The sequence below is a fragment of the Hymenobacter sediminicola genome (assembly GCF_014250515.1).
GTDB classification, from domain to species: domain Bacteria; phylum Bacteroidota; class Bacteroidia; order Cytophagales; family Hymenobacteraceae; genus Hymenobacter; species Hymenobacter sediminicola.
The window spans coordinates 2196260-2222386 of sequence record NZ_CP060202.1 but is presented as its reverse complement, the minus strand read 5'-3'; the positions used below and the strand labels follow the sequence as shown (position 1 = coordinate 2222386).

The 26127-nt window shown below is 58.6% G+C and carries 23 protein-coding genes and 1 riboswitch; of the genes, 11 read left to right on the top strand and 12 right to left on the bottom strand.

Annotated elements, in window-relative coordinates; translation table 11 throughout:
* Window positions 1-14: 14 nt before the first annotated feature.
* The 3 genes from H4317_RS19540 to H4317_RS09375 form a co-directional block, all read right to left on the bottom strand.
* Entirely contained in the window at window positions 15-242 is a 228-nt protein-coding gene (locus H4317_RS19540; RefSeq protein WP_185889856.1) for a DUF551 domain-containing protein, read from the bottom strand.
* A gap of 126 nt (window positions 243-368) precedes the next feature.
* Complete coding sequence (locus H4317_RS09380; RefSeq protein ID WP_185889855.1) at window positions 369-2789, bottom strand: DUF349 domain-containing protein; 2421 nt, start codon at window positions 2787-2789, stop codon at window positions 369-371.
* Between the two features lie 69 nt (window positions 2790-2858).
* On the bottom strand, window positions 2859-3425 hold the full coding sequence (locus H4317_RS09375) for a YqgE/AlgH family protein (RefSeq protein ID WP_185889854.1): 567 nt from the start codon (window positions 3423-3425) through the stop codon (window positions 2859-2861).
* 314 nt (window positions 3426-3739) lie between these two features.
* Here H4317_RS09375 and pdxH point away from each other — a divergent pair, with 314 nt between their 5' ends.
* The 4 genes from pdxH to H4317_RS09355 all read left to right on the top strand — a co-directional run bounded on the left by pdxH (window position 3740) and on the right by H4317_RS09355 (window position 8204).
* Window positions 3740-4390, top strand: a complete 651-nt coding sequence (gene pdxH, locus H4317_RS09370) for a pyridoxamine 5'-phosphate oxidase (RefSeq protein ID WP_185889853.1) — start codon at window positions 3740-3742, stop codon at window positions 4388-4390.
* A 93-nt stretch (window positions 4391-4483) separates the two neighbouring features.
* Window positions 4484-5803, top strand: coding sequence for a DUF1015 domain-containing protein (locus tag H4317_RS09365; RefSeq protein ID WP_185889852.1), 1320 nt, complete (start codon window positions 4484-4486; stop codon window positions 5801-5803).
* 51 nt (window positions 5804-5854) lie between these two features.
* Window positions 5855-6439 carry a Maf family nucleotide pyrophosphatase gene (locus H4317_RS09360; protein ID WP_185889851.1) on the top strand — a complete coding sequence of 195 codons (585 nt, stop codon included), beginning with the start codon at window positions 5855-5857 and terminating at the stop codon, window positions 6437-6439.
* Window positions 6440-6470: 31 nt separating this feature from the next.
* On the top strand, window positions 6471-8204 hold the full coding sequence (locus H4317_RS09355; RefSeq protein ID WP_185889850.1) for a hypothetical protein: 1734 nt from the start codon (window positions 6471-6473) through the stop codon (window positions 8202-8204).
* A 15-nt stretch (window positions 8205-8219) separates the two neighbouring features.
* Here H4317_RS09355 and H4317_RS09350 read toward each other — a convergent pair whose 3' ends face one another.
* From H4317_RS09350 to H4317_RS09320, 7 genes are all read right to left on the bottom strand, one after another.
* Window positions 8220-8615 carry a triose-phosphate transporter family protein gene (locus H4317_RS09350; protein ID WP_260625875.1) on the bottom strand — a complete coding sequence of 132 codons (396 nt, stop codon included), beginning with the start codon at window positions 8613-8615 and terminating at the stop codon, window positions 8220-8222.
* A gap of 44 nt (window positions 8616-8659) precedes the next feature.
* Complete coding sequence (locus H4317_RS09345; RefSeq protein ID WP_185889848.1) at window positions 8660-9067, bottom strand: DUF4259 domain-containing protein; 408 nt, start codon at window positions 9065-9067, stop codon at window positions 8660-8662.
* Between the two features lie 53 nt (window positions 9068-9120).
* The gene (locus H4317_RS09340) at window positions 9121-10110 is read right to left on the bottom strand and encodes an NAD(P)H-dependent glycerol-3-phosphate dehydrogenase (RefSeq protein WP_260625874.1); all 990 of its coding nucleotides are present in this window, start codon (window positions 10108-10110) and stop codon (window positions 9121-9123) included.
* A gap of 205 nt (window positions 10111-10315) precedes the next feature.
* The gene (locus H4317_RS09335) at window positions 10316-11737 is read right to left on the bottom strand and encodes an efflux RND transporter periplasmic adaptor subunit (RefSeq protein ID WP_185889847.1); all 1422 of its coding nucleotides are present in this window, start codon (window positions 11735-11737) and stop codon (window positions 10316-10318) included.
* 90 nt (window positions 11738-11827) lie between these two features.
* Window positions 11828-13369, bottom strand: coding sequence for a TolC family protein (locus H4317_RS09330; protein WP_185889846.1), 1542 nt, complete (start codon window positions 13367-13369; stop codon window positions 11828-11830).
* Between the two features lie 100 nt (window positions 13370-13469).
* Window positions 13470-14150, bottom strand: a complete 681-nt coding sequence (gene sdaAB / locus H4317_RS09325) for an L-serine ammonia-lyase, iron-sulfur-dependent subunit beta (RefSeq protein ID WP_185889845.1) — start codon at window positions 14148-14150, stop codon at window positions 13470-13472.
* A gap of 295 nt (window positions 14151-14445) precedes the next feature.
* Window positions 14446-16650, bottom strand: coding sequence for a sensor histidine kinase (locus H4317_RS09320; RefSeq protein WP_260625873.1), 2205 nt, complete (start codon window positions 16648-16650; stop codon window positions 14446-14448).
* A gap of 438 nt (window positions 16651-17088) precedes the next feature.
* Between H4317_RS09320 and H4317_RS09315 the strand changes: the two genes are divergently transcribed.
* On the top strand, window positions 17089-18069 hold the full coding sequence (locus H4317_RS09315) for a tryptophan 2,3-dioxygenase family protein (protein ID WP_185889844.1): 981 nt from the start codon (window positions 17089-17091) through the stop codon (window positions 18067-18069).
* 42 nt (window positions 18070-18111) lie between these two features.
* Complete coding sequence (locus H4317_RS09310) at window positions 18112-18312, top strand: hypothetical protein (protein ID WP_185889843.1); 201 nt, start codon at window positions 18112-18114, stop codon at window positions 18310-18312.
* Between the two features lie 131 nt (window positions 18313-18443).
* On the opposite strand, the gene H4317_RS09305 is transcribed toward H4317_RS09310, so the two are convergent.
* Both H4317_RS09305 and H4317_RS09300 read right to left on the bottom strand, forming a co-directional pair.
* Window positions 18444-19013: a DUF2911 domain-containing protein gene (locus H4317_RS09305; RefSeq protein ID WP_185889842.1), complete on the bottom strand. Its 570-nt coding sequence runs from the start codon at window positions 19011-19013 to the stop codon at window positions 18444-18446.
* 217 nt (window positions 19014-19230) lie between these two features.
* Window positions 19231-20556 carry an MFS transporter gene (locus H4317_RS09300; RefSeq protein ID WP_185889841.1) on the bottom strand — a complete coding sequence of 442 codons (1326 nt, stop codon included), beginning with the start codon at window positions 20554-20556 and terminating at the stop codon, window positions 19231-19233.
* Between the two features lie 96 nt (window positions 20557-20652).
* A riboswitch (cobalamin riboswitch) is annotated at window positions 20653-20846 on the top strand.
* 170 nt (window positions 20847-21016) lie between these two features.
* Here H4317_RS09300 and H4317_RS09295 point away from each other — a divergent pair.
* The 5 genes from H4317_RS09295 (at window position 21017) to H4317_RS09275 (ending at window position 26110) form a co-directional block, all read left to right on the top strand.
* Window positions 21017-21409, top strand: a complete 393-nt coding sequence (locus H4317_RS09295; RefSeq protein ID WP_185889840.1) for an acyl-CoA thioesterase — start codon at window positions 21017-21019, stop codon at window positions 21407-21409.
* Between the two features lie 188 nt (window positions 21410-21597).
* On the top strand, window positions 21598-21876 hold the full coding sequence (locus H4317_RS09290) for a hypothetical protein (protein ID WP_185889839.1): 279 nt from the start codon (window positions 21598-21600) through the stop codon (window positions 21874-21876).
* 261 nt (window positions 21877-22137) lie between these two features.
* Entirely contained in the window at window positions 22138-23901 is a 1764-nt protein-coding gene (locus H4317_RS09285) for a patatin-like phospholipase family protein (RefSeq protein ID WP_185889838.1), read from the top strand.
* A gap of 182 nt (window positions 23902-24083) precedes the next feature.
* Window positions 24084-25664 (top strand): NAD(P)/FAD-dependent oxidoreductase, encoded by a 1581-nt coding sequence (locus H4317_RS09280; protein WP_185889837.1) that lies wholly within the window; start codon window positions 24084-24086, stop codon window positions 25662-25664.
* A gap of 86 nt (window positions 25665-25750) precedes the next feature.
* Window positions 25751-26110 (top strand): CoA-binding protein, encoded by a 360-nt coding sequence (locus tag H4317_RS09275; protein ID WP_073289162.1) that lies wholly within the window; start codon window positions 25751-25753, stop codon window positions 26108-26110.
* Window positions 26111-26127 lie beyond the last annotated feature (17 nt).

The following is a 26127-nucleotide window of genomic DNA, read 5'->3' as shown; positions in this document are numbered from 1 at the left end:
CGTCCTTTTTGTGGTTAAACCGGTGCTTCCGGTAGGGCCATCCAATGGGTTACGCCCTTGATATATCGGTCAACGCCCTGATGATCCGGCTTAACAAACATGTGCTTGGCCCCTGCATTATCTGGCTTATAAGTCGCGACGGTAATATCCTGCCAGGAAAAAGGAGCATACACCAACACTCGCTGGTTAGCCTCTGGCAGTCGTTCAGTCCGCAAAATCCATGTAGGAGAATCGGTAGCCATGTAGTTGAAGGTGTGGCAATTTAACTTTTGCTTTGAGTAGCAGGTGTAATTACCAAAAAAAGTGGGCAGCCCGCAAATTGCCGGCTGCCCACTTACACGCTACCTACGCTAAGGGTAGCCAACACGTCAACTCCGAATTATACGGAGCTGTTTTTTTAACCCTTCAATACGGGTTTGTGCTTCATCGATACGGCCCTGATACTCCTCACGGAGCTGCGCCGCGTTTTTAGACCGCGCGAAGAATTCGAGGTTGGTCTTCAGCGTTGAAATATCATTTTCCAACTCATTGATTTCGCGGCGTAGCGCCTGCTCCTTTTTGTAAAGCTGCTGTTGCGAATCCGGGCTTGACTTGAGTCGTTCCACCTGCAGATTGAAGAGCAAGTCAGACCGCTCATCATACGCCAAGCCGGGTACCATATCAAGATATTTACCCATCAGGGTCTGGAACCGCTCATCGGCACGCTCAGTGGCGCCAAATGCCTGCCAAGCCTGTACATGCTCCCGGAATCCATCTACTGTTCCGGGCGCATCAGCGGAAAGGCTGGCAATGCTACCTGCCAACTCATCAAGGAAAGTGGTTTGCTCCTGACTGAGTTGCTGAGCTTTCTCCTGACGCTGTTTGTGCTCCTGGTTTTTACGGTCAAAGAACGAGTCACACGCCGTACGGAAGCGGTTCCATACTTTGTCAGACTGCTTTTCCGGCACGCGGCCAATAGTCTTCCAGTCTTTCTGAAGCCGGATAACTACCTCACGCCCCTGCTCCCAGTCGGGATTGACCAGCGCGGCCTCCGCCTGCTCTATCAGATCCAGCTTGCGCTTCAGGTTAGCATTCTTTTCTTCATCGAGTGCCTTGAAAAACTGGTTTTTGCGCTGGAAGAACCCCTTGTATGCGCCCCAGAACTGCTTGTTCATGGCTTCTGCCTTGTCGCGAGGAACAAGGCCGGCAGCATCCCATTCTTCCTTGAGCTTCTGTAGCTCATCGGTTTTGGCCCGCCACTCGTTCACACGTTCCGTCTGGAAGTCGCCAAACGGCTTCAGCTGCTCCAGAAGCGCGGCTTTTCGAGTCAGATTGGCGTTTTCCTGTGCCGAACGAGAGTCGAGGAATTCTTTTTTACGGTTGTGCACCTGCTCCGATGCCTGCAAGAAACGCTGCCACAGGGGCTCGCGCTGCTCATTTGGCACCGGCCCGATGTGTTTCCACTCTTCATGCAGCTGCCGCAAATCTGTCAGGGCTTTGTTGATGCTCGACTGACCGGCCAACGCTTCGGCCCGCACAATAAGAGCTTCCTTCGCCTCCAGATTCCGGCGGCGGTCCAGTTCCTTCATCTCGAAGAACAGGCCACGGTTGTTGTAGAAAATATCGAGCAGCGCATGGTAGGAGTTCCAGAGTTCCTGGGCGTCCTTCTGCGGAACAGGTCCAGTGGCTTTCCAGTCGTTCTGCAATGCTTTGATGCGGGCCGAGCTATCCTTGGTTTCAGCCGACTCTACCAGCAGCCGCAGCTGCGACAACAGATGCTCCTTGTGTACCAGGTTGCGGGCACGCTGCTCATCTTCAGCTTTGGCGTCGCGCGCACGGGTTTCGCGAAACTCCTGCATGGCTTTGCTGAGCTCCTGATGGCTTTCCGGACCCGTATAGCTAAAGTCGTCTCCTTCGTTACCGGCTTCCGTGAAGCGCTGGCGGGCGGCAGTGCGGTCGGCTTGCACCGCCGTGTCGTATTGCCGGTACAGATCCGTAATCTGCTTGCGGTTCTGGCGCGCGTCGGGGCGGCGTAGTAAGGTGAGCAGATATGTGCTTTGTGCTGCCAGATCCAGCGAAGAAAAATCCGGAGCAGCCGTTTCAGGCACGAATTCTTCTTCGTCCTCTAACGCGTGATGCTGGGCATCCGCAGGCATGTTGTCGGGTGTGGCCGGGGTTTCAGAAGACGTCGGCAGCGTAGCTACTTCCTCGGGGGCGGCTTCAATTTCAGCCGCCGCATGAATGTCGGCAACTGGCAGGTCGGCGTCGGGAGTAGCAACTGGCTCCGGCTGGCTGGTTCCGGTAAGGGCTTCTGGCTCGGGAGCAATAACAGCAGCGCTTTCTTGCTGTGCAGCTGCCTCACCACCCAGCGCTTCTGGCTCGGGAGTCACTGAGGCTACTGTAGTTGCTGATGCATCCAGCGTCTCTTGGGCCTGCGCACTGACGACGCCTGGATTCTCAGTGCCATAATGAGCTTCGGCGCGGGCCTGCGAGTCGGACACGCTCGGATCATGGCTGGGAGGAGCAACCTCCTGCGCTACTGGTGCAGAATCAGCAGCCGGCTGAAGTGCCGGGGTTTCGGCCGTACCAGCATCAGCAGGCTGGCCAGGCTGTGGATGTGACTCCGTGGCCGGGCGCTCTAGAATATCGGCCGCGGGCTGCGCTGCCGGAGCAGAGGCAGGCTCAGGTTGAGCGGGTTCCTCTCCTTGCTTCGACCGGATTTCGGCCAGCCGGCGCTCCAGAATGCTCATCGGCGACTCCTGATTGGCATCGGAGTTTGCGGGGGCGGGATTATCGTTTTCAGGTAGCATAAGTTCAGATGGTATGGCCTGGCCGGTGCCCGAGTAGCGCGGCAACAGGCGACGGAGGAAGAAAACAGGTTAGTTCAGACGCGGGTCCAGCGGGTAATTGGACAGGGCACGGTACCGGCCGCCCTTCTCGCGCAGAATAGCCTGCCAGAAGGCATCATTGTCCAAAGTAAAGACTTTCCCGGCAGCATTCGGATGCACAATCCAAACATTTTCCCCTACTTCAGTGGCCAGCTGACCGGCAGTCCAGCCCGAATAACCCGCATAAAAGCGTACCGCTTCGGGTGCCAGCTCGCCGCTGAGCAGCAGCCCCAGCAGCACCTGAAAGTCGCCGCCCCAGTACACGTCTTGGCCCAGCGCAATGGCCTCAGGAATATCGGGCCGCTGGTGCAGGTAATGCAGCGTATCGGGCTGTACGGGGCCGCCTAACAACAGCGGCTGTTGGGCCAGGCTTGTGTCGTCACCACCCGGCAGCTGTAGCACGTCGCCCAGGCGCAGGCTGGAAGCCCGGTTCAGAACCAGCCCAAACGTACCGTCTTCATCATCGTGGCGGCAGACCAGGACTACGGTCCGTTCAAAATTAGGGTCGCCAAGAAAAGGCTGAGAAATCAGGAGGCTGCTGGAGCGAAGCTGGGGCATGGCAATAGAGCAGTTGCAGTGAAGGAGAAAAGCCGGCACTATTAAAGAGACACCGGGAGTGCCGCACAGGTGGCAGGCATACGCCAATGGGCCCCACACACCACGCAACCAGCGCAGCTAGTAGCGAACCGGCAGGCACCCGGTTGGTTTACGTCAGAGCAGGTAGCCCAGGTTCCCGCATGCCGGCATTATGCTACCTTGCAGCGCTATTCACCACCATCAACAGTCGCAGAAAAATGTCCGCCCCGAGCCGTTCTGGCAACTACTCCCGGTACAAAGCGGCAACTGCGTTGAATTCTAACTAGTAGCCTCCGATGATAGACCCGCATCTAGCTGACCTGCGCAAGACCTACGCACAACGCACTCTTTCCGAAACCGACGTGCTGCCGGCAGCGGTACCACAGTTCCGGCTCTGGCTTGATGAGGCACTGCAGGCCCAATTGGAGGAGCCAACGGCCATGACCCTGGCCACTACCAGTGAAACGGGCCAGCCCTCAGCCCGCGTGGTACTGCTGAAAGGCCTACCCGATGAGGCCGGCTTCCTGTTCTACACCAACTACGAGTCGCGCAAGGGCCACGAACTAGCCGCCCGGCCGCTGGCTGCTCTCACTTTCTTCTGGCCGGGCCTTGAGCGCCAGGTACGGGTAGAAGGCCGCGTGGAAAAAGCCCCGGCCGCTCTGTCTGATGAGTACTTCCAGAGCCGTCCCCGGGCCAGCCAGATTGGGGCCTGGGCTTCGCCGCAGAGCCAGAAGATAGCAAGCCGCCACGAGCTGGAGCAGCAGGAAACAGCCATGCTCGACCGGTTTGGCGACCAGGACCCATTGCCTCGGCCGGAACATTGGGGCGGCTACATTCTGCGGCCGCACCGTGTGGAGTTCTGGCAGGGCCGCCCCAGCCGCCTCCACGACCGAATAGTGTATGAGCTGGAAGGCGAAACGTGGCGCCTGAGCCGGCTGGCCCCCTAAGGAGAGAAAGTAACTGGAGACCGAAGCGTTTCCTATCGTTGTTACTCTCCTGCTTGCTTCTGTATCCCTTCATTATCTCATCTGAGAAAAGATTTGGCTGAAATTCAACCCTTACGCGGCTGGCGCTACAACCCAACACTGGGCCAGCACATAGACGAGTACGTATCTCCCCTGTTTGATGTGGTATCGGCGCGGCAGCGGGAAGCACTCTACCGCAACCCGCTCAATAGCATTCATCTTTCGGTGCCCCGCGGCGACGACCCGGCGGGTGAAGCACTGCACCGGCTGAAGGAATGGCAGGAAAGCGGCGTACTACGCCAAGATGAACTACCAGGCATCTACGCCTATTACCAGTATTTCCGGCTGTCAGGCAGTACCCGTGAGTATTGCCGCAAAGGCTTTATGTGCCATATCCGGGCCTACGACTGGGCCGAGGAGGTAGTGCTGCGCCACGAAAACACGTTGCCCGCCGCCGTTAACGACCGGGCCGAGTTGCTGGCCCGCACCGAATTCCAGACCAGTGCAACGCATGGCCTCTACCGCGACGACGATTTTGAACTGGAGCACTACCTCGATGAAGCCATCCGAACCCCGCTCTACCAGACAGAGGAAGATTACCAGGGAGCCCGCGACGTACTGGCCGTGATTCAGGACGCGGCCGTTATCCGGCGGTTTCAGCAGGTGCTGGATTCGCGGCAGGTAATTCTGGCCGATGGACACCACCGCTACGAAGGGTCTTTAGCGTACCGGCAGGCCCGCTTGGCGGCTGAGCCAGAAGCTACCGGCCACGAAGGCTGGAATTTCCACCTCATGTACCTGACCAATGCGGCCGCTGACGACCTGCGCATTCTTCCCACGCACCGTCTGCTGCTGGAACTGCCTCAGGACCTGACCGATGCCGAATTCCTGGCCCGGCTGGAACCGTATTTTACAGTGCTGCCCAAGGAAGACCCCTACGACCTCCCCGAGTTGATAGCAGGCAAGCAATGGGCATTTGGGCTGTACTTGCAGGATGGACAGGCCTATAAAATCCGTCTGCGCCCCGAAGTGCACGAGCAGCTGAGCTGGCACACGACCCCCGAAGTAAAGGCCTTGGATCTGACCGTGCTACACTTTTTCGTGCTGGAAAAGGTGCTGGGCATTGCCGGGCCCGATGCGCAACGCCAATGGCCGGGGGTAGCCTACGTGCGCAACTTCTCCGAGTGCCTGCAGCGCGTCGACCACGGCGAAGCCCATGCCGCTTTCATTACCAATGAAGTGACCATGGACGAGGTGGAGCGGGTATGCCATTCCGGAGCCGTGATGCCACCCAAATCCACGTTCTTCTACCCCAAAACCATTGGAGGCTTCCTTTTCAGCAGCGTTCGGGCGGAGGAAACCGCTCACCCGTTTCTGAAAGAGTTTGTGCGCTAAACCAAGCAGACAGCCTCTCCTTTACTATCAACCACCCTATTGCCTGACAAGATGAAACTCGTGCTGGCCTCCAACTCACCGCGCCGCCGGCAGCTACTCTCCGACCTAGGGCTGCAGTACACTGTGCGGCTGCAGGAAGTGGATGAATCGTATCCGGAGCATCTGCGCCGGGCGGAAGTAGCCGAATATCTGGCGGCGCACAAAGCCGCCGCTTACCGAACAACCCTGGCCCCCGATGAGGTGCTATTGACGGCCGATACCATTGTCTGCCTAGGAGAGGAAGTGCTTAACAAGCCTGCCGACGAGGCCGAAGCTATTCGGATGCTGAGCAACCTGCAGGGGCAAGCCCACGACGTGTTTACCGGGGTGTGCCTGCTGGCCGGCGACGGTCGGCAGGTCATTTTTTCAGAGCAGACACGGGTACATTTTCGCAGTTTATCTGACTCAGAAATAAGATTCTACGTTCAGCAGTATAAACCACTGGATAAGGCAGGTGCCTATGGCGCGCAAGACTGGATTGGCATGGTCGCGGTAACCCGGCTGGAAGGCTCTTATTTCAACGTTATGGGCCTGCCAGTACACCGCGTGTGGGAAGAGCTGGGCCTGCTGACCGGCCAGCACCTACTGCCACAGTAGTCTACCGTTTCCGCATTACACATCCGCCTTTATGCCTTTCCGAGCACTGCTGGCAGTGAGTCTACTTTGCCTGCTCCTGAGCAGTCTGTTTCTACTGCTAATTTTCGGGCTGACTCCCTATCAACAAGTGCAGGCCCTGGGCAGCATCACCTACCATGAAGGCAGCTACCATCATCTGCGACTGGCTCTTACTCCGGCGCGCTACATGGCACTGCGGGCGGCACTAACAGGCGTGGCATTGGTGAGCGGCGGCCTGCTACTGGTTCTTCGGCGAAACGGGCTACTGCGGCAGGAATGGCAGAAACTTCTATTAGAAATCAGGCAGACAGGAACCGGCTTACGCCTCCAGCTGCAGGCGCTTAGTCGCACGGACACGCTGGCAGGAAGCTTCTTATTACTTGTCCTGACACTACTGCGCCTCTGGTATCTGGTGGTATATCCCATCAGCACCGACGAGGCAGCGTCCTTCGACTATTTTATTCACGAAGGTCCGGTTGCAATCAGTAGCTTCTATCCGATTCCCAACAACCACCTGCTATTCAATTTCCTCTGCTGGCCCTTTAGCTTGCTCAGCACCAACTTACACCTCGTGATGCGGCTGCCAACGCTACTGGCAGCTACCGCAAGCACTGGTGTTGCGTACCTGCTTCTCACGCGTTCTATCGGTTTCAGGGGCGCCACGCTAGGGATTGGCTTGTTTGGCTTTTCTCCATTGGGCCTGTACTATGCGGTGGCAGGCCGCGGCTATTTTCTGCAGTTGGCTCTCTTGCTGGCCGCGTTTTTCGCAGCGTTAGCACTGTGGCGGCAACCGGCCGGCCGTCGGCTTGCGTGGGTCGTTTTTATCGGAACTGGCATTCTGGGGCTGTATACCATTCCCACGTTCGTGTATCCGCTGGTGGCGCTGGGCGCGGGGCTCTTACTAGGCTTCATCAACCAACGGCGCTGGCTGGATGTCGGCCGGCTGGCATTCGCCACCGCTGCTATTGGCACCACCGCAGTACTGCTGTACTCGCCTATCATCGTGGTTTCGGGGCTTCCGCAGCTGCTCGGCAACCATTATGTGGCGCGCTTGTCAGCGGCCATCTTCTGGCCACACTACACCGGCTACCTGCACGTACTAGCCGATACCCTGGCTGGAGGCGAAAACCTTGGATTGGCGGCCGTAGGTACTATAGGCGTAGCAGTACCTCTGCTGTGGTGGCGGCAGCCGCTCCTGCGGCCCATCGTAGCCCTTACAGCGTTGCTATTACTTGTACCGGTTGTGTTGATGGCATTACAGCAGGTGTTGGTACCGGAGCGGGTACTGCTGTTTGCGGCATGCTTCAGCAGTATTTTATTGGGGCTGGCGGGTACCAAGGCGCTACAGTTAGGCCGAGTGCCGACCAGCGCGCAGTTAGCCGTTATGCTGCTCATTATCGGGGGCTATGCGGGCTACATCCAGTGGCGCCAGCTACCTTCCTTGCGGGCAGAGCAGCAGCGCCAGCAGCAAATCGAGTCTTCATATGAATGGCTTACGGGTTGGGGAGCCCAGCGGGTGTTTCTGGCGTCTCCCTGGCACGAGTTGTTCATGCATCATTACGCCCTGCTGGAAAACCGGAATATCCTGCTCCAAACCACAGCAGATCCTGATGTGACGTATGACTTCGTAGTACTGGAACGCGGCGCTACACTGCCTCCGTGGGCTGCCTCAGCTTACTCTCCCGTCTATGAAGACGCTCTGACAGTAATTTACGGCCGTACCAACATACCACAGCCTGTTCGCTAACCAAGTCACCCGCAGTCAATGGCTCCGGGCCAGCAGTGCAATGCCGCCCACAATCAGCAGCATACCCAAGGCTTGCGGCCAACTGAGCACCTCACGCAGTAGCAGAATTCCCAGCACGGCCGTGAGCAGCACCGACCCGCCCACAATAAGCGGAGTTCCGACGGAAGCCGGCGCCCCTTTCCCATACACGGCAAACGTCAGAATTTCGGCCAACCCGATAAACAGCCCCGCCAGGGCCGCCATCGAAATGCCTCTGCTGGTGGCCAGCACGGGCGGCAATGCGCCGCGCAGATACAGCAGCAGCAACAACCCCGCTCCTACCAACGCCGCTACCACCTGCAGCACAACGGCGCCCACCATTTCGTGCACATGCCCGGCCGCAGCCTTGATGAACAGGTTGTAGAGCGCCATGCAAAGCGCGGCGCAGGCCGCCAATACCAACCAATTCATCGGCGCTATTCGTCGTCTTCTTTTAGGCGCGCCAGCAGGTTCTGCTGCAGGCTCTGCCAGTTGGCGTAGTCGCTGCGGCCGGCCCATTCCTCCTGCAATTCTGATTTTTCCAACACTACCATCACGGCGGCTTCGGCCAGTTCGCGCAGATCTTCGCTGTCACCGGCGTCGAGGTGAGCCACAGCGGGCAGCAGACCCGGCGGAATATCCGATGCCGGCCGGCCCAGAATAGCCGCTACAATTTCGGCCGCGGCCAGCGCCTCACTGGCGGCACCTGCTTCCAGATGGCCTTCTTCCTCTGCCGCCGTGGCCAGCGCCTCGTAGAGCACGGCTTCATTGGGGTTTTCCAGAAATTCCTCGGCGAAGTCTGCGGCCGAGTCGTTGTCGAAATTGTAGTAGTCCCAGGTGCCCATAGTGTCAGTTTTCAGGAATGCGTCCGCCCGAAGCGGTTGAATGTAAAAGGCTTCTATCTGAATTTCTCCTTCAGCAGCTCAATTTCCACGGCCGGCGCAATCTTCTCATACAAAATATGGTAGGCTGCTGACGTAATCGGCATGGGCACCTGCAGGCGCTTGTTCATTTCGTAGATGCTCTTGACGGCGTAGTAGCCCTCGGCAATCATGTTCATTTCCAGCTGCGCTGACTTCACGCTGTAGCCGCGGCCTACCATGCTGCCGAAGGTGCGGTTGCGCGAGAACTGCGAATACGCCGTTACGAGTAGGTCGCCGAGGTAGGCGGAACCCGAAAGGTCGCGGGGCTGGGGGTTGAGGGCATGCACGAAACGGCGCATTTCCTGCACCGCATTGCTCACCAGCACCGCCTGAAAATTGTCGCCGTAGCCGAGGCCATGCGCAATGCCGCTGGTCAGGGCAATAATGTTCTTCATGACGGCGAAATACTCGATGCCGTCGAGGTCGGCGGCGGGGTTAGCCTTCACGTAGCGGTTGCGCAGCAGTCGGCAGAAGTCTTCGGCCAGCGTAGGATCCGGCGAGCCGATGGTGAGGTAGCTCTGTTTTTCCAGCGCCACTTCCTCGGCGTGGCAGGGCCCGGCTACTACGCCCAGCCGCGAAGGTGGCAGCCGGAACCGGTCGGCTACGTAGTCAGTCACCAGCACGTTTTTGCCCGGAATCATGCCTTTAATGGCCGAGATAACCCGTTTGTTTTTCAGCGCATCCCGGTCCAGCTTATCGAGCACGCTCTGCACGAAGGCCGCTGGCACGCCCAGCACCAGCCAGTCGGCATCCTTTACAACTTCCTCCAGGTCGGTGGAAGGAAACACACGGGTCAGGTCATGAGCCACCGACGACAGGTACCGGGGATTGTGGCGCGTGGTGCGCAGGTGCTGCACATCGTCTTTAGAGCGCAGCCACCAGCCAACACGTGCGCCGTTTTCGGATAGAATCTTGGTGAGTGCCGTGGCCCAGGAGCCACCGCCCAGCATAGCTATTTTTTCCAAGGTGGGAATGAGTAGATGAGGGTGCGGAAGAAGCGAAAACGCTGGAAACCCGGCAGCAGAGCACACGCCGAAACGGCATTTTCAGCCTTTAACGGGCAGTTTAGCTAAAAAAAACGAGAGGTGACTGTTGGAGCGCAACGGTCACCTCTCGTATGTCAGCCGCGCAGAAACCACCTAGCTGGCTTTCTGCGAAGTCTGGACTAGCCTACTTGTTTTCCTCGGGCCCTTCTTTCAGCGCTTCCTTGTTGAGGCTCTTGGCATCTTTTATTACTACTGCCTCATTCGCTTTCAGCGTTTTGGCTACAGCCCGGAACGGGCCACTTACTACCTGGTCGCCGGCCTGCAGACCACTCAGGATTTCGATGTTCTGAAAGTCGCTGATGCCTGTTTTAACCGGCGTAATAACAGCCTTTCCATTGCGAATGACAAAAACTACTTCCTGTACGTCGCTGGTTTTTGGAGTCGTTTCAGCTTCTGCGCCGCTTCGCCCTTTGCCGCCTACTCCACCCACCCGCACGCGGGGACCGGTGCTGGCAGTAGCACCGCTGGCGGCCATGGCGCTGTCGGAGCGGGTAGTTACGGCGGAAAGCGGCACGCTCAGCACACCAGTTTTACGGTCGGTGATGATATCAACGGAAGCCGTCATGCCGGGCCGGAAAGGCACCACTGTGCGGCCACTTACCGTGCGCAACAGGTGGCGGTAAGAGTCGGGCAGCAGCCGGATACGCACTTCAAATTCGGTTACGGCTTCTGCCGTAAGAGCATCCTTGGCCGTGTTGGCAATGCTGGTCACGAGGCCGCGGAACTTCTCGTCCTTGCTGGCATACGAGTCAACTTCCACCTCCACCGAGTCACCGAGGTGCACATTGATGATGTCGTTTTCGTTGACGTTCACACGTACCTCCATCGAATTGAGGTTGGCAATCCGCATGATTTCGGTGCCGGCCATCTGGGAAGTACCCAGCACCCGCTCGCCTTTCTCCACGTTCAGCTTGCTTACGGTGCCGCTTACGGGCGCGTAAATAGTGGTTTTGTTGAGGTTTTTGCGAGCATCTTCCAGCGAAGCCTGCGCACTGGCCACGTTGCTTTGCGCCGCCCGGATGCTGGCGCGTGCGCTGTTCAGCTCTTCTTGCGAGGCGTCGTAGGCAGCCTTTGCGGCTTCAAAGTCGGCCTGCGAAATCACCTTCTGCTTGTAGAGCGAGGCATTGCGGCGATAGGTCAGCTCTGTTTGCTTGGCATTCGCAACCAGCTGCTGCAGGCGCGCCTGGGTCTGGCCTACGTTGGCGCGCTGGGTATTCACTACAGCGCTCTGCTGGTTAACCAAGGCCTGGTAGTTGTCGGGGCGGATACGCAGCAGCAGCTGTCCTTTCTTCACCGAATCACCTTCCTGCACATACAGTTCAATAATCTCGCCCGACACGTCGGGAGAAATTTTCACCTCTGTTTCGGGCTGCACTTTGCCCGAGGCACTCACCTTCTCCACGATGTTGACGGTGGCGGCTTTGGCAGCCGTTACTTCTGTGCCGGTGGGCTTGCCCCACCACCCCTGTTTCTTGCCCACCACGTAGCCCCCTATCAGCAAGATAATGACGGCCAGCAATATGTAGAGTAAGCGGTTGTTTTTCATTTATTCCGATTCGTGAATGAGTAGATGGGTAGATGAGGACCTGGCAGCCGGAAGCGGACGGTTTGCTCCGCTGCCTGTTCACTCATGAGGCTACAGGGCCAGCGGACGGCCCTGGTAGAAGTCGAGAACTTTACTGCGGAAGATGAACTCGTATTTGGCCTGAATCATGGTAGACTCGGCGGCGGCAAGGTTGTTTTTGGCAATGTTGAACTCCGTACCGTTGAGCAGGCCGTTGTTAAAACGGATTTCGGCGTTGCGGTAAGCCGTGGTCAGAGCTTCTACCTGCCGCTTCGACGAGGTGAACCGGCGTTGCGCGGCCAAGGCATCGGCGGCAGCTTGCTGGATGTTCTGGCGCAGCGTGAGACGGGTCTGCTCGGCCCGCAGCTCGGCTTGCCGGGCCGTCACCTGGGCCCGCTGCACATTGGTGCGGGCCTGGAAACCGTTCAGAATAGGAATATTGAGGTTGAACTGCAGCTGCCGGCCCAGGTTGTCCTTAATCTGGTCGGAGAATTTGGCGGGCAGCAGCTCCGGAATAGCCTGCTTGGGCTGCAGCACGGCAAACGTGGTGGGGATAGGCTGCCCGCCTACGTATTGCACCACCGGAATGGGCACCACGGCCGTGGAGTCGCCGTTGAAGACCCGTGCCAGCCGCGACGACGAGAAACCGGTAAACACACCGGCTCCAAACGTGAGGCGGGGCAGATACGCTCCCCGCGCAACATCAATACCCAGCTGGCTAGAACGTACGCGCAGGTCGGCGGCCTTGATTTCCGGCATCAGGCCCTGCGCCGTTTCGAAAATGGCGGACGGTTCGGCATTGTAGGCAGCTTCGTCGTCCGGGTCAGGCAGCTGCGGCAATTCAATCTGAAAATTAGCCGCACCGGCGGCATCCAGGTTGAGTAGCTGAATAAGCTGCAAACGCGCAATATCCCGCTGGTTCTGCGCCGTTACCACATTCAGCTCATCGGATGCCAGCTGGGCCCGGCTGTCGAGCAGGTTGCTCTCCGCCACGGCACCCGCTTTCAGCAACTTCTGGGTGCGGTCAATCTGCTGCTGGCTGCTGTTGACGCGCGTTTGGTTGGCCCGAATCAGCTCCTCAGACAGCACCAGCTGCAGATACACCGAGGCCACGTTCAGCGACAAGTCGTTGCGGGCCTGCTCAATATCCACCAGTGCCGCCTGATAATCGAGGGCATTACGCTTGACGGCATTGCGCAGCTGAAACCCGGAAAAAAGGGTAATCTGCGTACTGGCCGAGAAGTTATTGGAGCGAATGGTCTGGCTTACGAAGTCGTTGGTGAGTGGGTCCAGACCAGTACCATAGTTCCAGGTCTGGCTGGCGTTGAGGTTGGCGGTGGGCAGCAAGGCTCCCCGCCCCGCCCGCTGCGTGACGTCGCTGAGCTCAGCATTCAGCTGGCTTTGGCGCACAGTCAGATTGTGCTCCAGCGCATAGTTCACGGCGGATTGTAGCGTGAAAGAGGCCCCTGTGGCTGCTGGCTGCGCCAACGCGCCTGCCGGGGGCTGAGCGGGCGGCGTGGTCTGGGCCAGGGCAGGCCCAGCAATAGCCAGAAGCAAGGCGGTAGTTCCGGCCAGAGCCAGAGTCCGTGGCAGTGGCGTAGCGGTTGCTTTCATAGAGAGTGTAAGGCGGCAAAGCCAGAAGCAGAACGACAGACAGCAGCGTCTGATTTTTCAGGAAATATATTCAGGATGGCGAATAATTGCCTCAAATCCTTTAATCAATGGTCGGAATGTAGGTAACACGGTGCACCCAGCTTAGCTGGCGCAGGTAGGCCAGGGTAATATCCTTGATGCCGGAATCTATTTCGATGAACTGCCGCGCCACATCATTTTTTCCTTTTCTGGAAACCAGCATAGTGGCAATGTTGCAGTCGTCGTGCGCAATGACTGAGGCAATAAAAGCAATGGAGCCTTTAGCATCATCCGCATCCAGAATGAGCGTGTGCAGGCTGCCCGAAAAGTCGGACGGAAACCCGTCGACTTCGACAATCCGGATAACGCCGCCGCCCCGGCTCTGGCCTACTACTTCCACTGTATGGGCCGTGCGCTCATCGCGCAGCTGCACCCGAATGGTGTTCGGATGCATGGTAGAGGCATTGCCAACTCCCTGAAACGTATACTGCAGCCCGGCTTCCTTCGCATGGTCGAAAGCCTCCCGGATACGCACATCGTCGGTATTCATCCCCAGCAGCCCGGCCACAATGGCGCGGTCGGAGCCGTGGCCTTCGTAGGTGCGGGCAAAGGAGTTGTAGAACGTGACGGTGGCATGCGTGGGCAGGCTGCCCAGAATACGAATGGCCGCCCGGGCAATACGCACCACTCCGGCTGTGTGCGACGAGCTAGGCCCAATCATCACAGGCCCAATCATGTCGAATATGCTGCTTTTCTCGGCCATAAGAGGCAGTAAAGGTATCGGATTCGACGACTATCACCCAACAAACCGCGTGGGTAGCTTCTACAAATTGCTAGCCGGTAGCAGTGCCCCACAGAAAGCGCAGGGAACCCCGACGCTGACCGCAGACTAGGCACTAACGAGCTTGCAATAGAAGCCTCCCTCCGGGAGATACTGATAGTTCAGGCAGCGTTGCCTGTAGCGGCGAAAGTAAAGGAAATTTACTTGTCTGGTGCCTGCGTATAGAAGGTCCTGCCATTGCACGCGCCGACACGATTGCCAGGCAGCAGCCACGTGTTTATATCTGATAAGCCATCTGGCCGTTAACCGGCTCACCCGTCGGCAGGCTCACGGTAAAGGCGGTAAAGTGGTCTTCCCTAGTTTCGACGGTAAGCGTGCCTTTGTGCTGCTTCGTGACGATATCATAGCTAAGTGAGAGTCCCAGACCGGTGCCCTCACCGGTAGGCTTGGTAGTAAAGAAGGGCTGGTAGATCTTGTCCAGAATAGCGGCCGGAATTCCGGTACCATTATCCCGTACTGTAATCTGAACGAAGCCAGCGCTTCTTCTGGTGCGCACTGTCACTTCAGGCTTGTAGTTGTCGCCGGCCTGTGCTTGGCGTTGCTGGATGGCATAAAAAGCGTTGTTGAACAGGTTTAGCAGCACCCGCCCTATATCCTGCGGCGCTACTTCAACCAGCCCCAGCTTGGTATCGAAATCCGTAGTGAGCTGGGCGTTGAAATCTTTGTATTTGGCGCGCAGACCGTGGTAGCTCAGCCGCAAAAACTCGTCGGCTAGGGCGTTCAGGTCTGTGGGCTGCCGCTCGCCGGAACTCAGGCGCGAATGTTCCAGCATGCCCTTCACGATGGAGTCGGCCCGCTCGCCGTGCTGATGAATCTTCTGCAGTACCTGCGTCAGCTCGTTTACCAGTTCGTGGGCGGGCTCCTGCGCCGGCTCAGGCAACGCGGCCAGCGTTTCGGTGTTCAACTCGGCCAGCAGCTCAACCGCTACATCGGCGAAGTTATTGACGAAGTTGAGCGGGTTCTGAATTTCGTGGGCAATGCCGGCCGTCAGCTCACCCAAGCTCGCCATTTTCTCGCTCTGAATTAGCTGATCCTGGGTGGCCTGCAGGTTGTTCAGGGTGCGTTGCAAAGCGGCGGTGCGCAGTTGCACCTGCCGCTCCAGCGTTTCGTTCTGCTGAGCCAGCATAACCTGTTTTTCCTGTTGATGAGCCAGCATCTGCCGGGAAAGCATCCGTACCTGGTTGAGTTTTATTTCCAGCAGGCGGCTGGCCAACGCAAACTGCCGGGCCAGATACAGCGAAATAGCCAGCACCGGACTCAAGAAAGCGGGAAAAGTAAGAATCGTGTGCAGCGGAATGGACAGCACTTCCACCATCAGCAGCGGCCCGTAGTAGCGGGCAATAAACCCGAATACCAGCAGCAGTACCAGGGAAATGGCAAAACCGGCGGCAATTATGCCGGCGGCCTGCCGGGTCTGGCGCAACGCGCCAAGCGTAAGGCGCAGCTGCTCGGCCGTAACCAGCAGCATAAACCCTACGGTAGGATACCAACTGGCTTGGCTGCCAAAAATCAGCAGCACCAGGCTCAGGAAGTTGGCGGCCCACAGACTCCAGTAAATCCAGCCCAACCGCACCCGAAATAGGCTGTATAAGGCTCGTACAGCCAGCACGCTGCCCGTTTGGAGGCATATATAGGAGAGGATATCAACTCCCAGGCGTAGCTCAAGCCGCTGGATTTCGTCGAGGAAACCCGTGCAGAAAAAGCTAATGGCACCAGCCAGCGTGTACAGCGTAAAAAAAAAGTTAGCCCGTTGCGCCGAATTGTATATATAGAAGCCCAAATGGAGCATGCTCAGCAGCAGAAACGAACCCATCAGCAGCATATCGGCCGTTTTATAGACAGATTCCTGCTGGTTGCTTTTCACCACCTGCTCAACTCCTTCTAGCCGAGCCTGCAAAAATCCGGGCACAAAAAAGTCGCTGAACAGGGCAAAATGCGGCCAGTGGGCAAAACGCACGGCCAGCACCTGCTCCTCCTGGTCGCGGAGCAGCAGTTCAATTGGCTCCCCATCAGGCCAATACGGATGCACCTGCTGCGGATCAGGGCTTAGGGTGCCGTAGCGGCGGATCAGGTGCCCGTTGAAGTAGATTTCCGAGGCAGTGTATTGGAATATGCGCAGCAGTAGTGCCTGCCGACGCAGCTCCGGGCTCAGCCGGAAGCGCAGCCGGAGCCAGCCCGTACCGGCTTGCTCTATCTGGGGCAGGTGGCGCAAACTCAGGGTCGGGTTGATGGATTGCCAGCCCCGCTCATCGATAGTTACCTCAGCCCAGGTCGGGTTGTCTCCTGCATGAAACTGCCAGCCCTGGTCGAGTACGATGCCGGCAGCAGGCATCTGCCGGAAGCTGGCAACTGCTGCAGGACGAATCTGGGCCGATGCTACCTCAATTGTAAAAACCAATAGAAATAGAACGAGAACTTTCATCAGCAGGGCCTGTCAGGAAAACAGGTGGCATGAGCAGGCAAGCAACTAGCGTGGCATACAGTGCTGTAGCAGTGTTCTGCTGCCGCCAGCCCCAGACAGGAGTATGTTCTAGCACTACGTTAGGGCCTCTGCCACAGTCACGTAATTATAACTATATATTTAATTAATAGCATCATACTGAAGTCTACCTGTAGGTGGCGGGTGTGCGCAGTCCGTGTGCTGGCAACTGCCGCTTATCCGGCAGGCTGAGAGCTGGTGGCTAGTCCGAAATTGTACCTATCAAACAGAAATTTTTCTGCTTGAAACTGCATACCTGGTGCCCAGCCAATTCCTGGTGGCGGCTGGCCTGCCATGGGGTAGTTTGCGGCTAGCAGTTCCGGCCGCTTTTTCGTTCCTTGTACCCGGATTACCCCTCCTTTCCACCCACCCCACCCCTTTATGCCCACCCCACAGGACGAATTTTCGCCCGCCGTCTTCGAGCAGCTCCGCCGACTACAGGAAAAGTATTCCGCTGATAGTCAGGACTTGGCTGCTTACCTTGAAGGCCTCTATTATGCTGATTACGTCAACTATTGGGACTACATCGGCCTTGATACCCTCCTAAGCCTGCAACGCCCGCTCACCAAGATTCCCGACGAGCGAATCTTTATCATGTACCACCAGATTACGGAGCTGTACTTTAAGCTCTGCCTCTGCGAGTACGAGCAAATTGGGCAGATACAGGAGCCTACCGTGCAGGAACTGGTACTGCGCCTGGGCCGCATCAACCGCTACTTCGAGAATCTTATTGATTCGTTCGATGTGATGGTAGATGGCATGGACAAGCAGCAGTTTCTGAAGTTCCGCATGTCCCTGATGCCGGCCTCCGGCTTTCAGAGCGTGCAGTACCGCATGATTGAAATTGCCAGCACCAACATCGACAACCTGCTGGACAAGGAAAAGCGCCGCCTACTGGGCGAAGCCGCCGCCCACGACGAGCTAATGGGCTGCATCTATTGGAAGGCCGGTGCCACAGTAGAAGAAACTGGCGCAAAGGCGCTTACCCTGGTTCAGTTCGAGGAAAAGTATACCCAGCAGCTAGTCGCGCATGCTGCTGAATACCACGAGCGGAACGTGTGGAGCGTGATACAGCGCCTGCCAGCAGAAGAGCGGGAAAACCCGCGCCTGCTGCGCCAGATGAAGCAGCTGGACGTAAACGTGAACGTCAACTGGCCGCTGATGCACTTCAAGTCGGCGGTGCGCTACTTGGAGCGGCACCCCACCTCACTGGCCGCTACCGGCGGCACCAACTGGAAGAAATACCTGCCTCCCAAGTTCCAGCGTCGCATCTTCTACCCCCAGATCTGGACCGAGCAGGAACTGGAAGACTGGGGCAAAAGCTGGGTAGAGAGCATCCTGGAAGAAGCCGTGCGGGCGTAGTACCCGTCCCCCCTCATCTTTTTGTTCTGGAGCGAAGCATCTATGGCCGCAGATAAAGAAACCAGCGTTGGCTGGGGCAGTCTGGCACTCATAAACGCCGCTATTGCTCAGAGTAAGCAGCGCAGCGGGGTCAACTGGTTTGTTATACCTCTCTTCATCGGGCCCATTGCCACGTTGCTGCTGGTTTCAGTGTATCGCCTGCCACCGACCAACAACCCAGGTTCTACTACCAACTCGGGTTAGCATCTGGCTTACCCGCAATCAACTAGTAGTACAGCTCCAACAGCTTCGTGCTGACAAGAAAAAACCGGCCGCCGCTCCTGCCTCTTTGGGCAAGGAACGGCGGCCGGTCTGCTTTTCAGTACAGTCAAACGCTACTTGGCGGGCCCGCTGATCGTAAACTCCGCCTGCGTATTTTCCCACATCATCCGGACCGGGCCGCTGGCATCGGCGGTGATGGTGAACTGCTCCACGGGCTGTGCCAGCTTAGTTGGCTTCACTTTGATTCGCAGCGCGTCTTCGCCTGATTTATACTCGTATGCGCCCCACTGCTTGAACTCCCGGTTGAAGATGACAGTCCACTCATCGGGGCCGGGAATGGTGAAGAGAGAGTACATGCCAGCGGGCAGGGTCTGGCCATTGATGACGGCCGCTTTTTCTATTTTGAACGTGGTAGCCTCATTGGCGCCCGTACGCCACACCTCACTGTAGGGCACCAGCTTGCCGAATACCTGCCGCCCCTTGGAATGCGGCCGGCTGTAGTCGATGGTGACGGGCACGCCATTAATAGTGGCCGATACGGTAGCCGGCGGGCTGGGCCGCTTCGACTTATCCTCGGGCTTTTTGCCGGCCATCTGGTCTTGGGCGAAAGCCGAGCCGGACAGCAATACCAGAATCAGCAGCCAACAGGCAGAAAACAGGCGGTAATACGTGGGCTTTTTCATGAGTGGGGAGAGAAAGGTTGGAGAAAGAAGAGTACGCGCACTAGTCAGACTGCCTGGAATCATTCCACCGCTTTCTACCACCTCACCCGGCCACGCGGCAGAACCATCTGGCAATCATCCAATATACAGATTCCGCTACACTAGCGCCAGATCCTTATACGCAACCTCTAACCGGACAGTAACTCTACACCGCCCTTCCAGCTATTGTGCGCTGACCCTACTGCTCCTCGTTGTTCATCCGGGACGTGTCGCGCGTGTCGGCCATGCGCAGATACACTACCAGCGAAATGGCCGCGCAGGCCGTCACGTACCAATAAAACCAGCTTTCCACGCCTTTGCTCTTGGCCAGCAGGGCCACATACTCGGCCGAGCCGCCGAAAATAGCTACCGTAAGCGCATACGGCAACCCTACGCCTAACGCTCGTATTTCCGTCGGAAACAGCTCGGCTTTCACCACGGCATTGATGGACGTGTATCCGCTCACAATCACCAGAGCTACTACCAGCAGTCCAAATGCCACGCCCGGGCTACCGGCCTGCCCCAGCCACGTCATCAGGGGCACGGTGCCCATCGTGGCCCCGATGCCGAAAAACAGCAGCACCGGCCGCCGCCCTACCCTATCCGACAGTGCCCCCAGCAGCGGCTGTAGCAGCATGGCCACGCCCAACGCCCCAAACGAGACGAGCGTTGCCTGGTCTTTGCTGAAGCCAGCAGTGTTCACCAGAAACTTCTGCGTGTAGGTCGTGAAGGTGTAGAACACCACGGTACCGCCCAGCGTGAGGCCTACCACCGTGAGTACCTCCCGCGGGTAGCGCAGCAGCACGGTGAGCTTGCTGGGCTGAGCCGACTGCGGCATAGTGGCTTCAGCAGCAGTCTGGCGCGTGAAGGCATCGGTTTCTTCCATGGTCCGGCGCAGGTACAGGGCCACCAGGGCTGCGCCCGCCCCGATTGCGAAAGGTACGCGCCAGCCCCACGCCTGCAATTCAGCTGGGGTCAGGAGCTGCTGCAGCCCAATCTGCACAAGTAGCGCCAGCAGCTGACCGGCAATCAGGGTTACGTACTGAAAGCTGGAGAAAAAGCCTCGGTTGCGCTGGTCGGCCATTTCGCTCAGGTAGGTGGCTGAGGTGCCGTATTCGCCGCCCACGCTCAAGCCCTGTAGCAGCCGTGCCAGCACCAGCAGCACTGGCGCCGCCACCCCAATCTGGCGGTAGGTGGGCGTAACGGCAATCAGCAGGGAGCCGCCGCACATGAGCAGCACCGAGGCCAGCAGTGCTGCTTTACGGCCGGCTCGGTCGGCATAGAGGCCCATAAGCCAGCCACCGAGCGGCCGCATCAGAAACCCCACCGCAAAAATGGCCGCCGAATTGAGCAACTGTGCGGTCTGATTGCCTTCAGGAAAGAACGACGGCGCGAAATACAGCGCGAAAGCCGAGTACACGTACCAGTCGTACCACTCGACCAGGTTGCCGACGGAGCCGCTGAAAATGGAACGGATACGGGATGCCATGCTGCGGCCGGCGGGCGCGGAAGTAGTCGTCTGCATGGCGGCAAAGTAACACCTGGCCGCTTCAGAACCGGCCATGAGCCCGGCGCATTTGGTTTAGTGGGTTACCTTCGCGGCCGTATTCTTTGTTTGATTTCCAGTCAGACGGCGGAAGGTTGCTGGGTACTACCGGCATGAAAAGGGAACCGGGTGCGAATCCCGGACAGACGCGCTACTGTAAGTCCCGCGCAGTTTTCACCAAATACAATTCCATTGGCAGGCCCTAGCCCGCTGAGAAGGACGGTGAAAATGGGACAAGTCAGGAGACCTGCTTTCCGCTGCATTGATGAGGCTGCCTTCGCGAAAAAGGGTCTTGTCGGGTACTGACGCGCCCTTGGGGCCGGGTTTGCACGAGCAGGTCGGGGCCGGCGCGTGTGCGGTAGCCGGTGGGCATTTTTCAGGGGAGGCAGGTTCCGGATTTCGGGCAAGGGAGTTTCTTTTCCTCTTTTCCCTCTATTCTATGCCTTCTCTCGAAGCCAAAATTGCCGCTGCCGAAACGCGCATCTTCAAAGCCGTTTTCCCCAATACCACCAACCACTACGACACGCTGTTCGGGGGCACCACCCTGCACATGATGGACGAGGTGGCTTTCATCACGGCTACCCGCTTCAGCCGCCTCAAGATGGTCACGGTGTCCTCCGACAAGGTAGATTTCACGCATCCCATTCCCGGCGGCACGCTCGTCGAGCTGATCGGCAACGTCGTCCGCGTGGGCAATACCAGCCTGCAGGTGCGCGTGGAGCTGTTTGTGGAGCAGATGTATTCCGAGGAGCGCATTAAAGCCGTATCGGGCCTGTTCACCTTCGTCGCCATCGACCAAGACAAACGGCCCGTGCGCATCATGCCTGTATAATTTTTTGGCATCCTCAATGGCTAAAGCCAATACAACAGTGGTTTAGGCAGGCTGTATCGTTCCGCTCTGGTTTTCGTATACCCGAGCTGAACTTTACAGTACTGGTTTTCAGTTCAGGGGCCACCTGTCACCTGTCTTCTTCTCTGTAGTATATGGATCAGCAGCAGAATAACCTTATCAGCGCGCGTTTGGAACAATCATTTAAAGAGGCCGACCAGGCCCGGGAAGAACTGACGGAGTCAGTCTCAAATTCCATTGCTGCAAACTGCGACCTGCTGCACCACGGCCTCGTGAGTGCCAAAGGACTGGAGGCTACCACTGAAATGTACCGGCACATGCTGGCCGAGTTGCTGCGCCACAGCTCTGGCGAAGTACGCGCCCAGGTGCTTACCTCCTTCAATCAGTCGATGGAGAAGTTCTGGCCCCGCAAGACCAACCACGACGGGCAGGCCCGCCCCTTGGATTAACCAACCTAGTTCTCCTATACAAGCCCGCTGCAGCCTCTAATGGTTGTAGCGGGCTTGTTTTTGTAGTCGGCTACTTGAGGGAAATGGATACGTAGGTAGAACCAGTAGCAGGCTGATGCTAGGGCAGCACCACGACTTCTGTTCTCCAGAAGCCGACTATGCCCCGTCAAAGCTCAGCCGTAAGGAAAGGGGCGTACTTTTTTACAATAGATATCTTCCCCCAATATTGCTTGGCAGTTCCGCTATTGTTTACCTCCCGCTATGATTTCGCCACAGCCGCTGGCCGGCAGTTCCAATGATTCTGTTTTTGACCGTATTGCACTGAGCCTGTCCGGCGGCGGCTTTCGGGCTTCGGCCTACAGCCTGGGCACTCTGAAAGCCCTATACCAGCTGGGGCTGCTGGAGCAGGTGCACATGCTCTCCACCGCTTCCGGCGGCACTATCACAGGGGCCTATTATGCCATGCGCCGCAAGTCCGGCCATACCTTCCCCGACATCTACCACGACTTCTACAAGATACTGAACCAGGACGCTATACTGCCTCAGGCACTGGCCCGGTGGGAAGCCGGCATGCGGGCTGGTGGCCCCCAGTACAAGCTCATTCAGGCTTTTGCGGAGACCTACAGCCAGCAGCTATATGGTGAAGCGCGACTGGGCATGTTCTGGGAGCCCGACGCGTCGGCGCAGGCTCCTTTCCATTTGCAAAGCCTCATCTTCGGTGCCACGGAAATGTATTCGGGCCTGGCATTCCGCTTCCAGCATAGCGCCTATCTACCAGCCCCTAAAGGCAAAACCCGCGAAACCTATGCCATCGACAACGGCAACGTGAGCCTTCCCGCCGAACACGCCCGCAAGCTGCGCCTCGGAGATGTAGTGGCTGCTTCCTCATGTTTTCCCGGCGGGTTTGAGCCGCTGGTGCTGCCGGATGACTTCTTTCCCGGCAACCCACCCGCTCAGCTGCTGACCAAGGGCGGCCGGCGCACTTCCGACCGGGTGGCGCTACTTGATGGCGGAATTTATGACAACCAGGGAATCGACAGCCTGCTGGTAGCCAATGAGCGCAACCGCCGCCACTTAGAGCAGGTGCAGCTCAGCCACTCGGCCCGGCAGGCGGCACTGCTGCAGCCAACCACGCTGTTTCTGGTGGCCGATGTCGGGGGCGCTGATAAGAATATCTACCAACCACCGCCGCCACTACCCCACGCTGCCTGGGCCCCTAAGCTGTGGCATATACTGCTGCTGCTGGTAGTGCTGGTGGCTGGGTTGGGACTAGGTGCCTGGCAGCTACATGAGGCTGGCACTTCCCCGTTTTTCAGTGGCGTGCTGGCGGGCCTGGGAACGGTGGGCGCCCTCGGGCTGCTGGTAGCGGGCTGGGGAATTGGCAAGCTCCGCCGGATGCTGCACAGCCAGAGCCCGAACCTCCCGGACTGGGTATTGCCGCGGCTGGCCCGCTTATCCGTGCCGCAGCTCAGGCAGCTGCTGGCCCTGCGGCTCGGCAGCACCCTCAAGCTCCTGACCTCGGTATTTATGCGCCGGGTACGCAGCCAGAACTACGAGCAGCTGTATCGGCAGCCCGGCGGGAACAAGCCGGCTTATCAGATTGTGAGCAGCATCATCGGCGCCATTGCCAACGACTTCGAGCTTCAGACGGACAGGATAAGCAAGAAGCAAAAGAAGGAGGTTCCGAAAAAGCCTCGGGTCAGACAGCAGCTGGCCGCCGTATTTCCCACCATCGACAGCGCGCGAAAGATGGGTACTACCCTCTGGTGGCAGCAGGAAAAGTGGCGCCTACCGGCTATTGTAGCCAGCGCCGAAATCACGCTTTGCTACCAGCTGTTGCGGCGGTTTGAGAAACACCCGCCCCGTCCCGACTCCCGCGAGGCAGAAGTGCAGCGCCGGGCTCAGCTGCTCTGGGACGCCTACCAGCGCGGTGGCCCCAACTATCTAGTTCCGCTGGCGGCTATGCCGGCGCTGCAGGATGCCAGTGGCACGGTAGAGCAGATCCTTGCCACTTCGGACCGTTAACCAGACCGATGTGTGTCTGACTTCCACTGCCGGATACCTTCCCTGCTGCTGCCCGGTAAGTTTGCGGTCGGCACTTGGCGCCACCTGCGTCTTTCTGCGTAAATTTGGGCTTTTTCCGATTTCTGCTCCTGCCGGAGCGGCTCATGTTGTGGTCCAAAGGATAGCCACCTTTCACCTGTTTTATGTCTGATTTACTTCGCGAGATTGAAGTGCTGCTGCCCCCGGCCGTAGCCTACGACGAGTTTGCCCGCTACCAGGCTCTGCTGGAAGCAGCCGGCCTGCAGCCCGGCCAAGCCGACTTCGTGCACCTGCGCAAACGCTCCATTGATGCGCGCGGCCGCCAGCCGCTGGTTCGCCTGCGTGCCGACATTTACCAGACGCCCCCGCCCGCCGACCTGTTCGGCCCGTGGTTTCAGTATCCGGATGTCAGCCGGGCGCGCCGCTCGGTTATTATCGTCGGGGCCGGCTCAGCGGGGCTTTTTGCTGCGCTACGCTGCATTGAACTGGGCCTGAAGCCGATTGTGCTGGAGCGCGGCAAAGACGTGCGCACCCGCCGCCGCGACCTGGCCGCGCTTAATAAGGAGCACCTCGTCAACCCCGACTCCAACTACTGCTTCGGCGAAGGCGGCGCGGGCACCTATTCCGATGGCAAGCTCTACACCCGCGCCACCAAGCGCGGCGACGTCGGCCGCATTCTGCGCCTGTTGGTGCAGCACGGCGCCACCCCCGATATTCTGGTGGATGCGCACCCGCACATCGGCACCAACAAGCTGCCCTACGTGGTGGCCGCGCTGCGCGAAAGTATCCGTCAGGCCGGCGGCGAAGTGCGCTTCGAAACCCGCGTCGACGACCTGATTCTGGAAAACAACCACCTGCGCGGCGTCGTGACGGCCAGCGGCGAGGCCCTGGAAGCCGATGCCGTGATTCTGGCCACCGGCCACTCGGCCCGCGACATCTACGAGTTGCTGCACCGCCGCGGCGTGCTCATTGAGGCCAAGCCGTTTGCGCTGGGCGTGCGCGTCGAGCACCAGCAGGAGTTGATTGACCGCGCCCAGTACCGCCTCAGTGAGCGGGGTGATTTGCCGGCCGCCTCCTACTCGCTAGTACACCAGACGCAGGTGCAGGGCCGGCAGCGGGGCGTGTTTTCGTTCTGCATGTGTCCCGGCGGCTTTATCGTGCCCTCGGCTACGGCGCCCGGCGAGGTAGTGGTGAACGGCATGAGCCCCAGCCGCCGCGACTCCCGCTTTGCCAACTCGGGCATCGTGGCCGCCATTGAGCTCGAAGACATGGACCTGCGCCAGTACGGGGCCCTGGCGGGTCTGCGGCTGCAGCAGCAAATAGAGCAGCGCGCCTGCCGCCTGGCCGGCAATACTCAGTTGGCCCCTGCCCAGCGCCTCGGCGACTTCCTGAAAGGCAGCGTGTCGGCGGAGCTGCTGGAAACCAGCTACCAGCCCGGTTTGGTGCCCGTGGCCATGGATGAGGTACTGGGCAACAACCTGGCTGAGCGGCTGCGCCAGGGCTTCCGCAATTTCGGGCAGAAGATACCGGGCTACGCCACCAATGCCGCCCAGATTGTGGGTGTGGAAAGCCGTACCTCCTCCCCCGTGCGCATTCCGCGCGACCGGGACACGCTGCAGCACCCCGAGGTGCGCGGCCTGTTTCCGTGCGGCGAGGGCGCGGGCTACGCCGGTGGCATTGTATCGGCGGCCATGGACGGTGAGCGGTGCGCAGAGGCGGCGCTGGCAGCCATTGCGGCAAAATAACCGTTAAAAGGCGACGAACCGCGTCGGCCGGCAGCGCAGCAAACTCGCTTAGCTGCCTTCAGGACGATGCTCTTACTGCAACTCTCATGAAAAAGACCTTAGTTCTCGGCGCGAGCGACAACCCGTCTCGCTATTCCTACCAGGCAGTACACCGGCTGCAGCGCCACGGCCACGAGGTAGTGCCGGTCGGTATCCGCAAAGGCCAGGTTGGCGGCCTCGATATCCGCCTCGACCGGCCCGCCGCCAATGATGTAGATACGGTAACGCTCTACGTAGGCCCCCAGAACCAGCCGGCTTGGTACGACTACATTCTGGACCTCAAGCCCAAGCGCATCATCTTCAACCCCGGCACCGAAAACCCGGAACTGGAGCGGATGGCCCAGGAGCGTGGCATCCGGACAGAAGAAGCCTGCACGCTGGTCATGCTATCCGTAGGCCAGTATTAGACGCCAGACAGACAACC

What these genes read in the sequence shown, in the direction of transcription:
- H4317_RS19540 (WP_185889856.1), bottom strand. Translation starts at nt 242, where the DNA reads ATGGCTACCGATTCTCCTACATGGATTTTGCGGACTGAACGACTGCCA.
- H4317_RS09380 (WP_185889855.1), bottom strand. Translation starts at nt 2,789, where the DNA reads ATGCTACCTGAAAACGATAATCCCGCCCCCGCAAACTCCGATGCCAAT.
- H4317_RS09375 (WP_185889854.1), bottom strand. Translation starts at nt 3,425, where the DNA reads ATGCCCCAGCTTCGCTCCAGCAGCCTCCTGATTTCTCAGCCTTTTCTT.
- pdxH (WP_185889853.1), top strand. Translation starts at nt 3,740, where the DNA reads ATGATAGACCCGCATCTAGCTGACCTGCGCAAGACCTACGCACAACGC.
- H4317_RS09360 (WP_185889851.1), top strand. Translation starts at nt 5,855, where the DNA reads ATGAAACTCGTGCTGGCCTCCAACTCACCGCGCCGCCGGCAGCTACTC.
- H4317_RS09355 (WP_185889850.1), top strand. Translation starts at nt 6,471, where the DNA reads ATGCCTTTCCGAGCACTGCTGGCAGTGAGTCTACTTTGCCTGCTCCTG.
- H4317_RS09350 (WP_260625875.1), bottom strand. Translation starts at nt 8,615, where the DNA reads ATGGCGCTCTACAACCTGTTCATCAAGGCTGCGGCCGGGCATGTGCAC.
- H4317_RS09345 (WP_185889848.1), bottom strand. Translation starts at nt 9,067, where the DNA reads ATGGGCACCTGGGACTACTACAATTTCGACAACGACTCGGCCGCAGAC.
- H4317_RS09335 (WP_185889847.1), bottom strand. Translation starts at nt 11,737, where the DNA reads ATGAAAAACAACCGCTTACTCTACATATTGCTGGCCGTCATTATCTTG.
- H4317_RS09330 (WP_185889846.1), bottom strand. Translation starts at nt 13,369, where the DNA reads ATGAAAGCAACCGCTACGCCACTGCCACGGACTCTGGCTCTGGCCGGA.
- sdaAB (WP_185889845.1), bottom strand. Translation starts at nt 14,150, where the DNA reads ATGGCCGAGAAAAGCAGCATATTCGACATGATTGGGCCTGTGATGATT.
- H4317_RS09320 (WP_260625873.1), bottom strand. Translation starts at nt 16,650, where the DNA reads ATGAAAGTTCTCGTTCTATTTCTATTGGTTTTTACAATTGAGGTAGCA.
- H4317_RS09315 (WP_185889844.1), top strand. Translation starts at nt 17,089, where the DNA reads ATGCCCACCCCACAGGACGAATTTTCGCCCGCCGTCTTCGAGCAGCTC.
- H4317_RS09310 (WP_185889843.1), top strand. Translation starts at nt 18,112, where the DNA reads ATGGCCGCAGATAAAGAAACCAGCGTTGGCTGGGGCAGTCTGGCACTC.
- H4317_RS09305 (WP_185889842.1), bottom strand. Translation starts at nt 19,013, where the DNA reads ATGAAAAAGCCCACGTATTACCGCCTGTTTTCTGCCTGTTGGCTGCTG.
- H4317_RS09300 (WP_185889841.1), bottom strand. Translation starts at nt 20,556, where the DNA reads ATGCAGACGACTACTTCCGCGCCCGCCGGCCGCAGCATGGCATCCCGT.
- H4317_RS09295 (WP_185889840.1), top strand. Translation starts at nt 21,017, where the DNA reads ATGCCTTCTCTCGAAGCCAAAATTGCCGCTGCCGAAACGCGCATCTTC.
- H4317_RS09285 (WP_185889838.1), top strand. Translation starts at nt 22,138, where the DNA reads ATGATTTCGCCACAGCCGCTGGCCGGCAGTTCCAATGATTCTGTTTTT.
- H4317_RS09280 (WP_185889837.1), top strand. Translation starts at nt 24,084, where the DNA reads ATGTCTGATTTACTTCGCGAGATTGAAGTGCTGCTGCCCCCGGCCGTA.
- H4317_RS09275 (WP_073289162.1), top strand. Translation starts at nt 25,751, where the DNA reads ATGAAAAAGACCTTAGTTCTCGGCGCGAGCGACAACCCGTCTCGCTAT.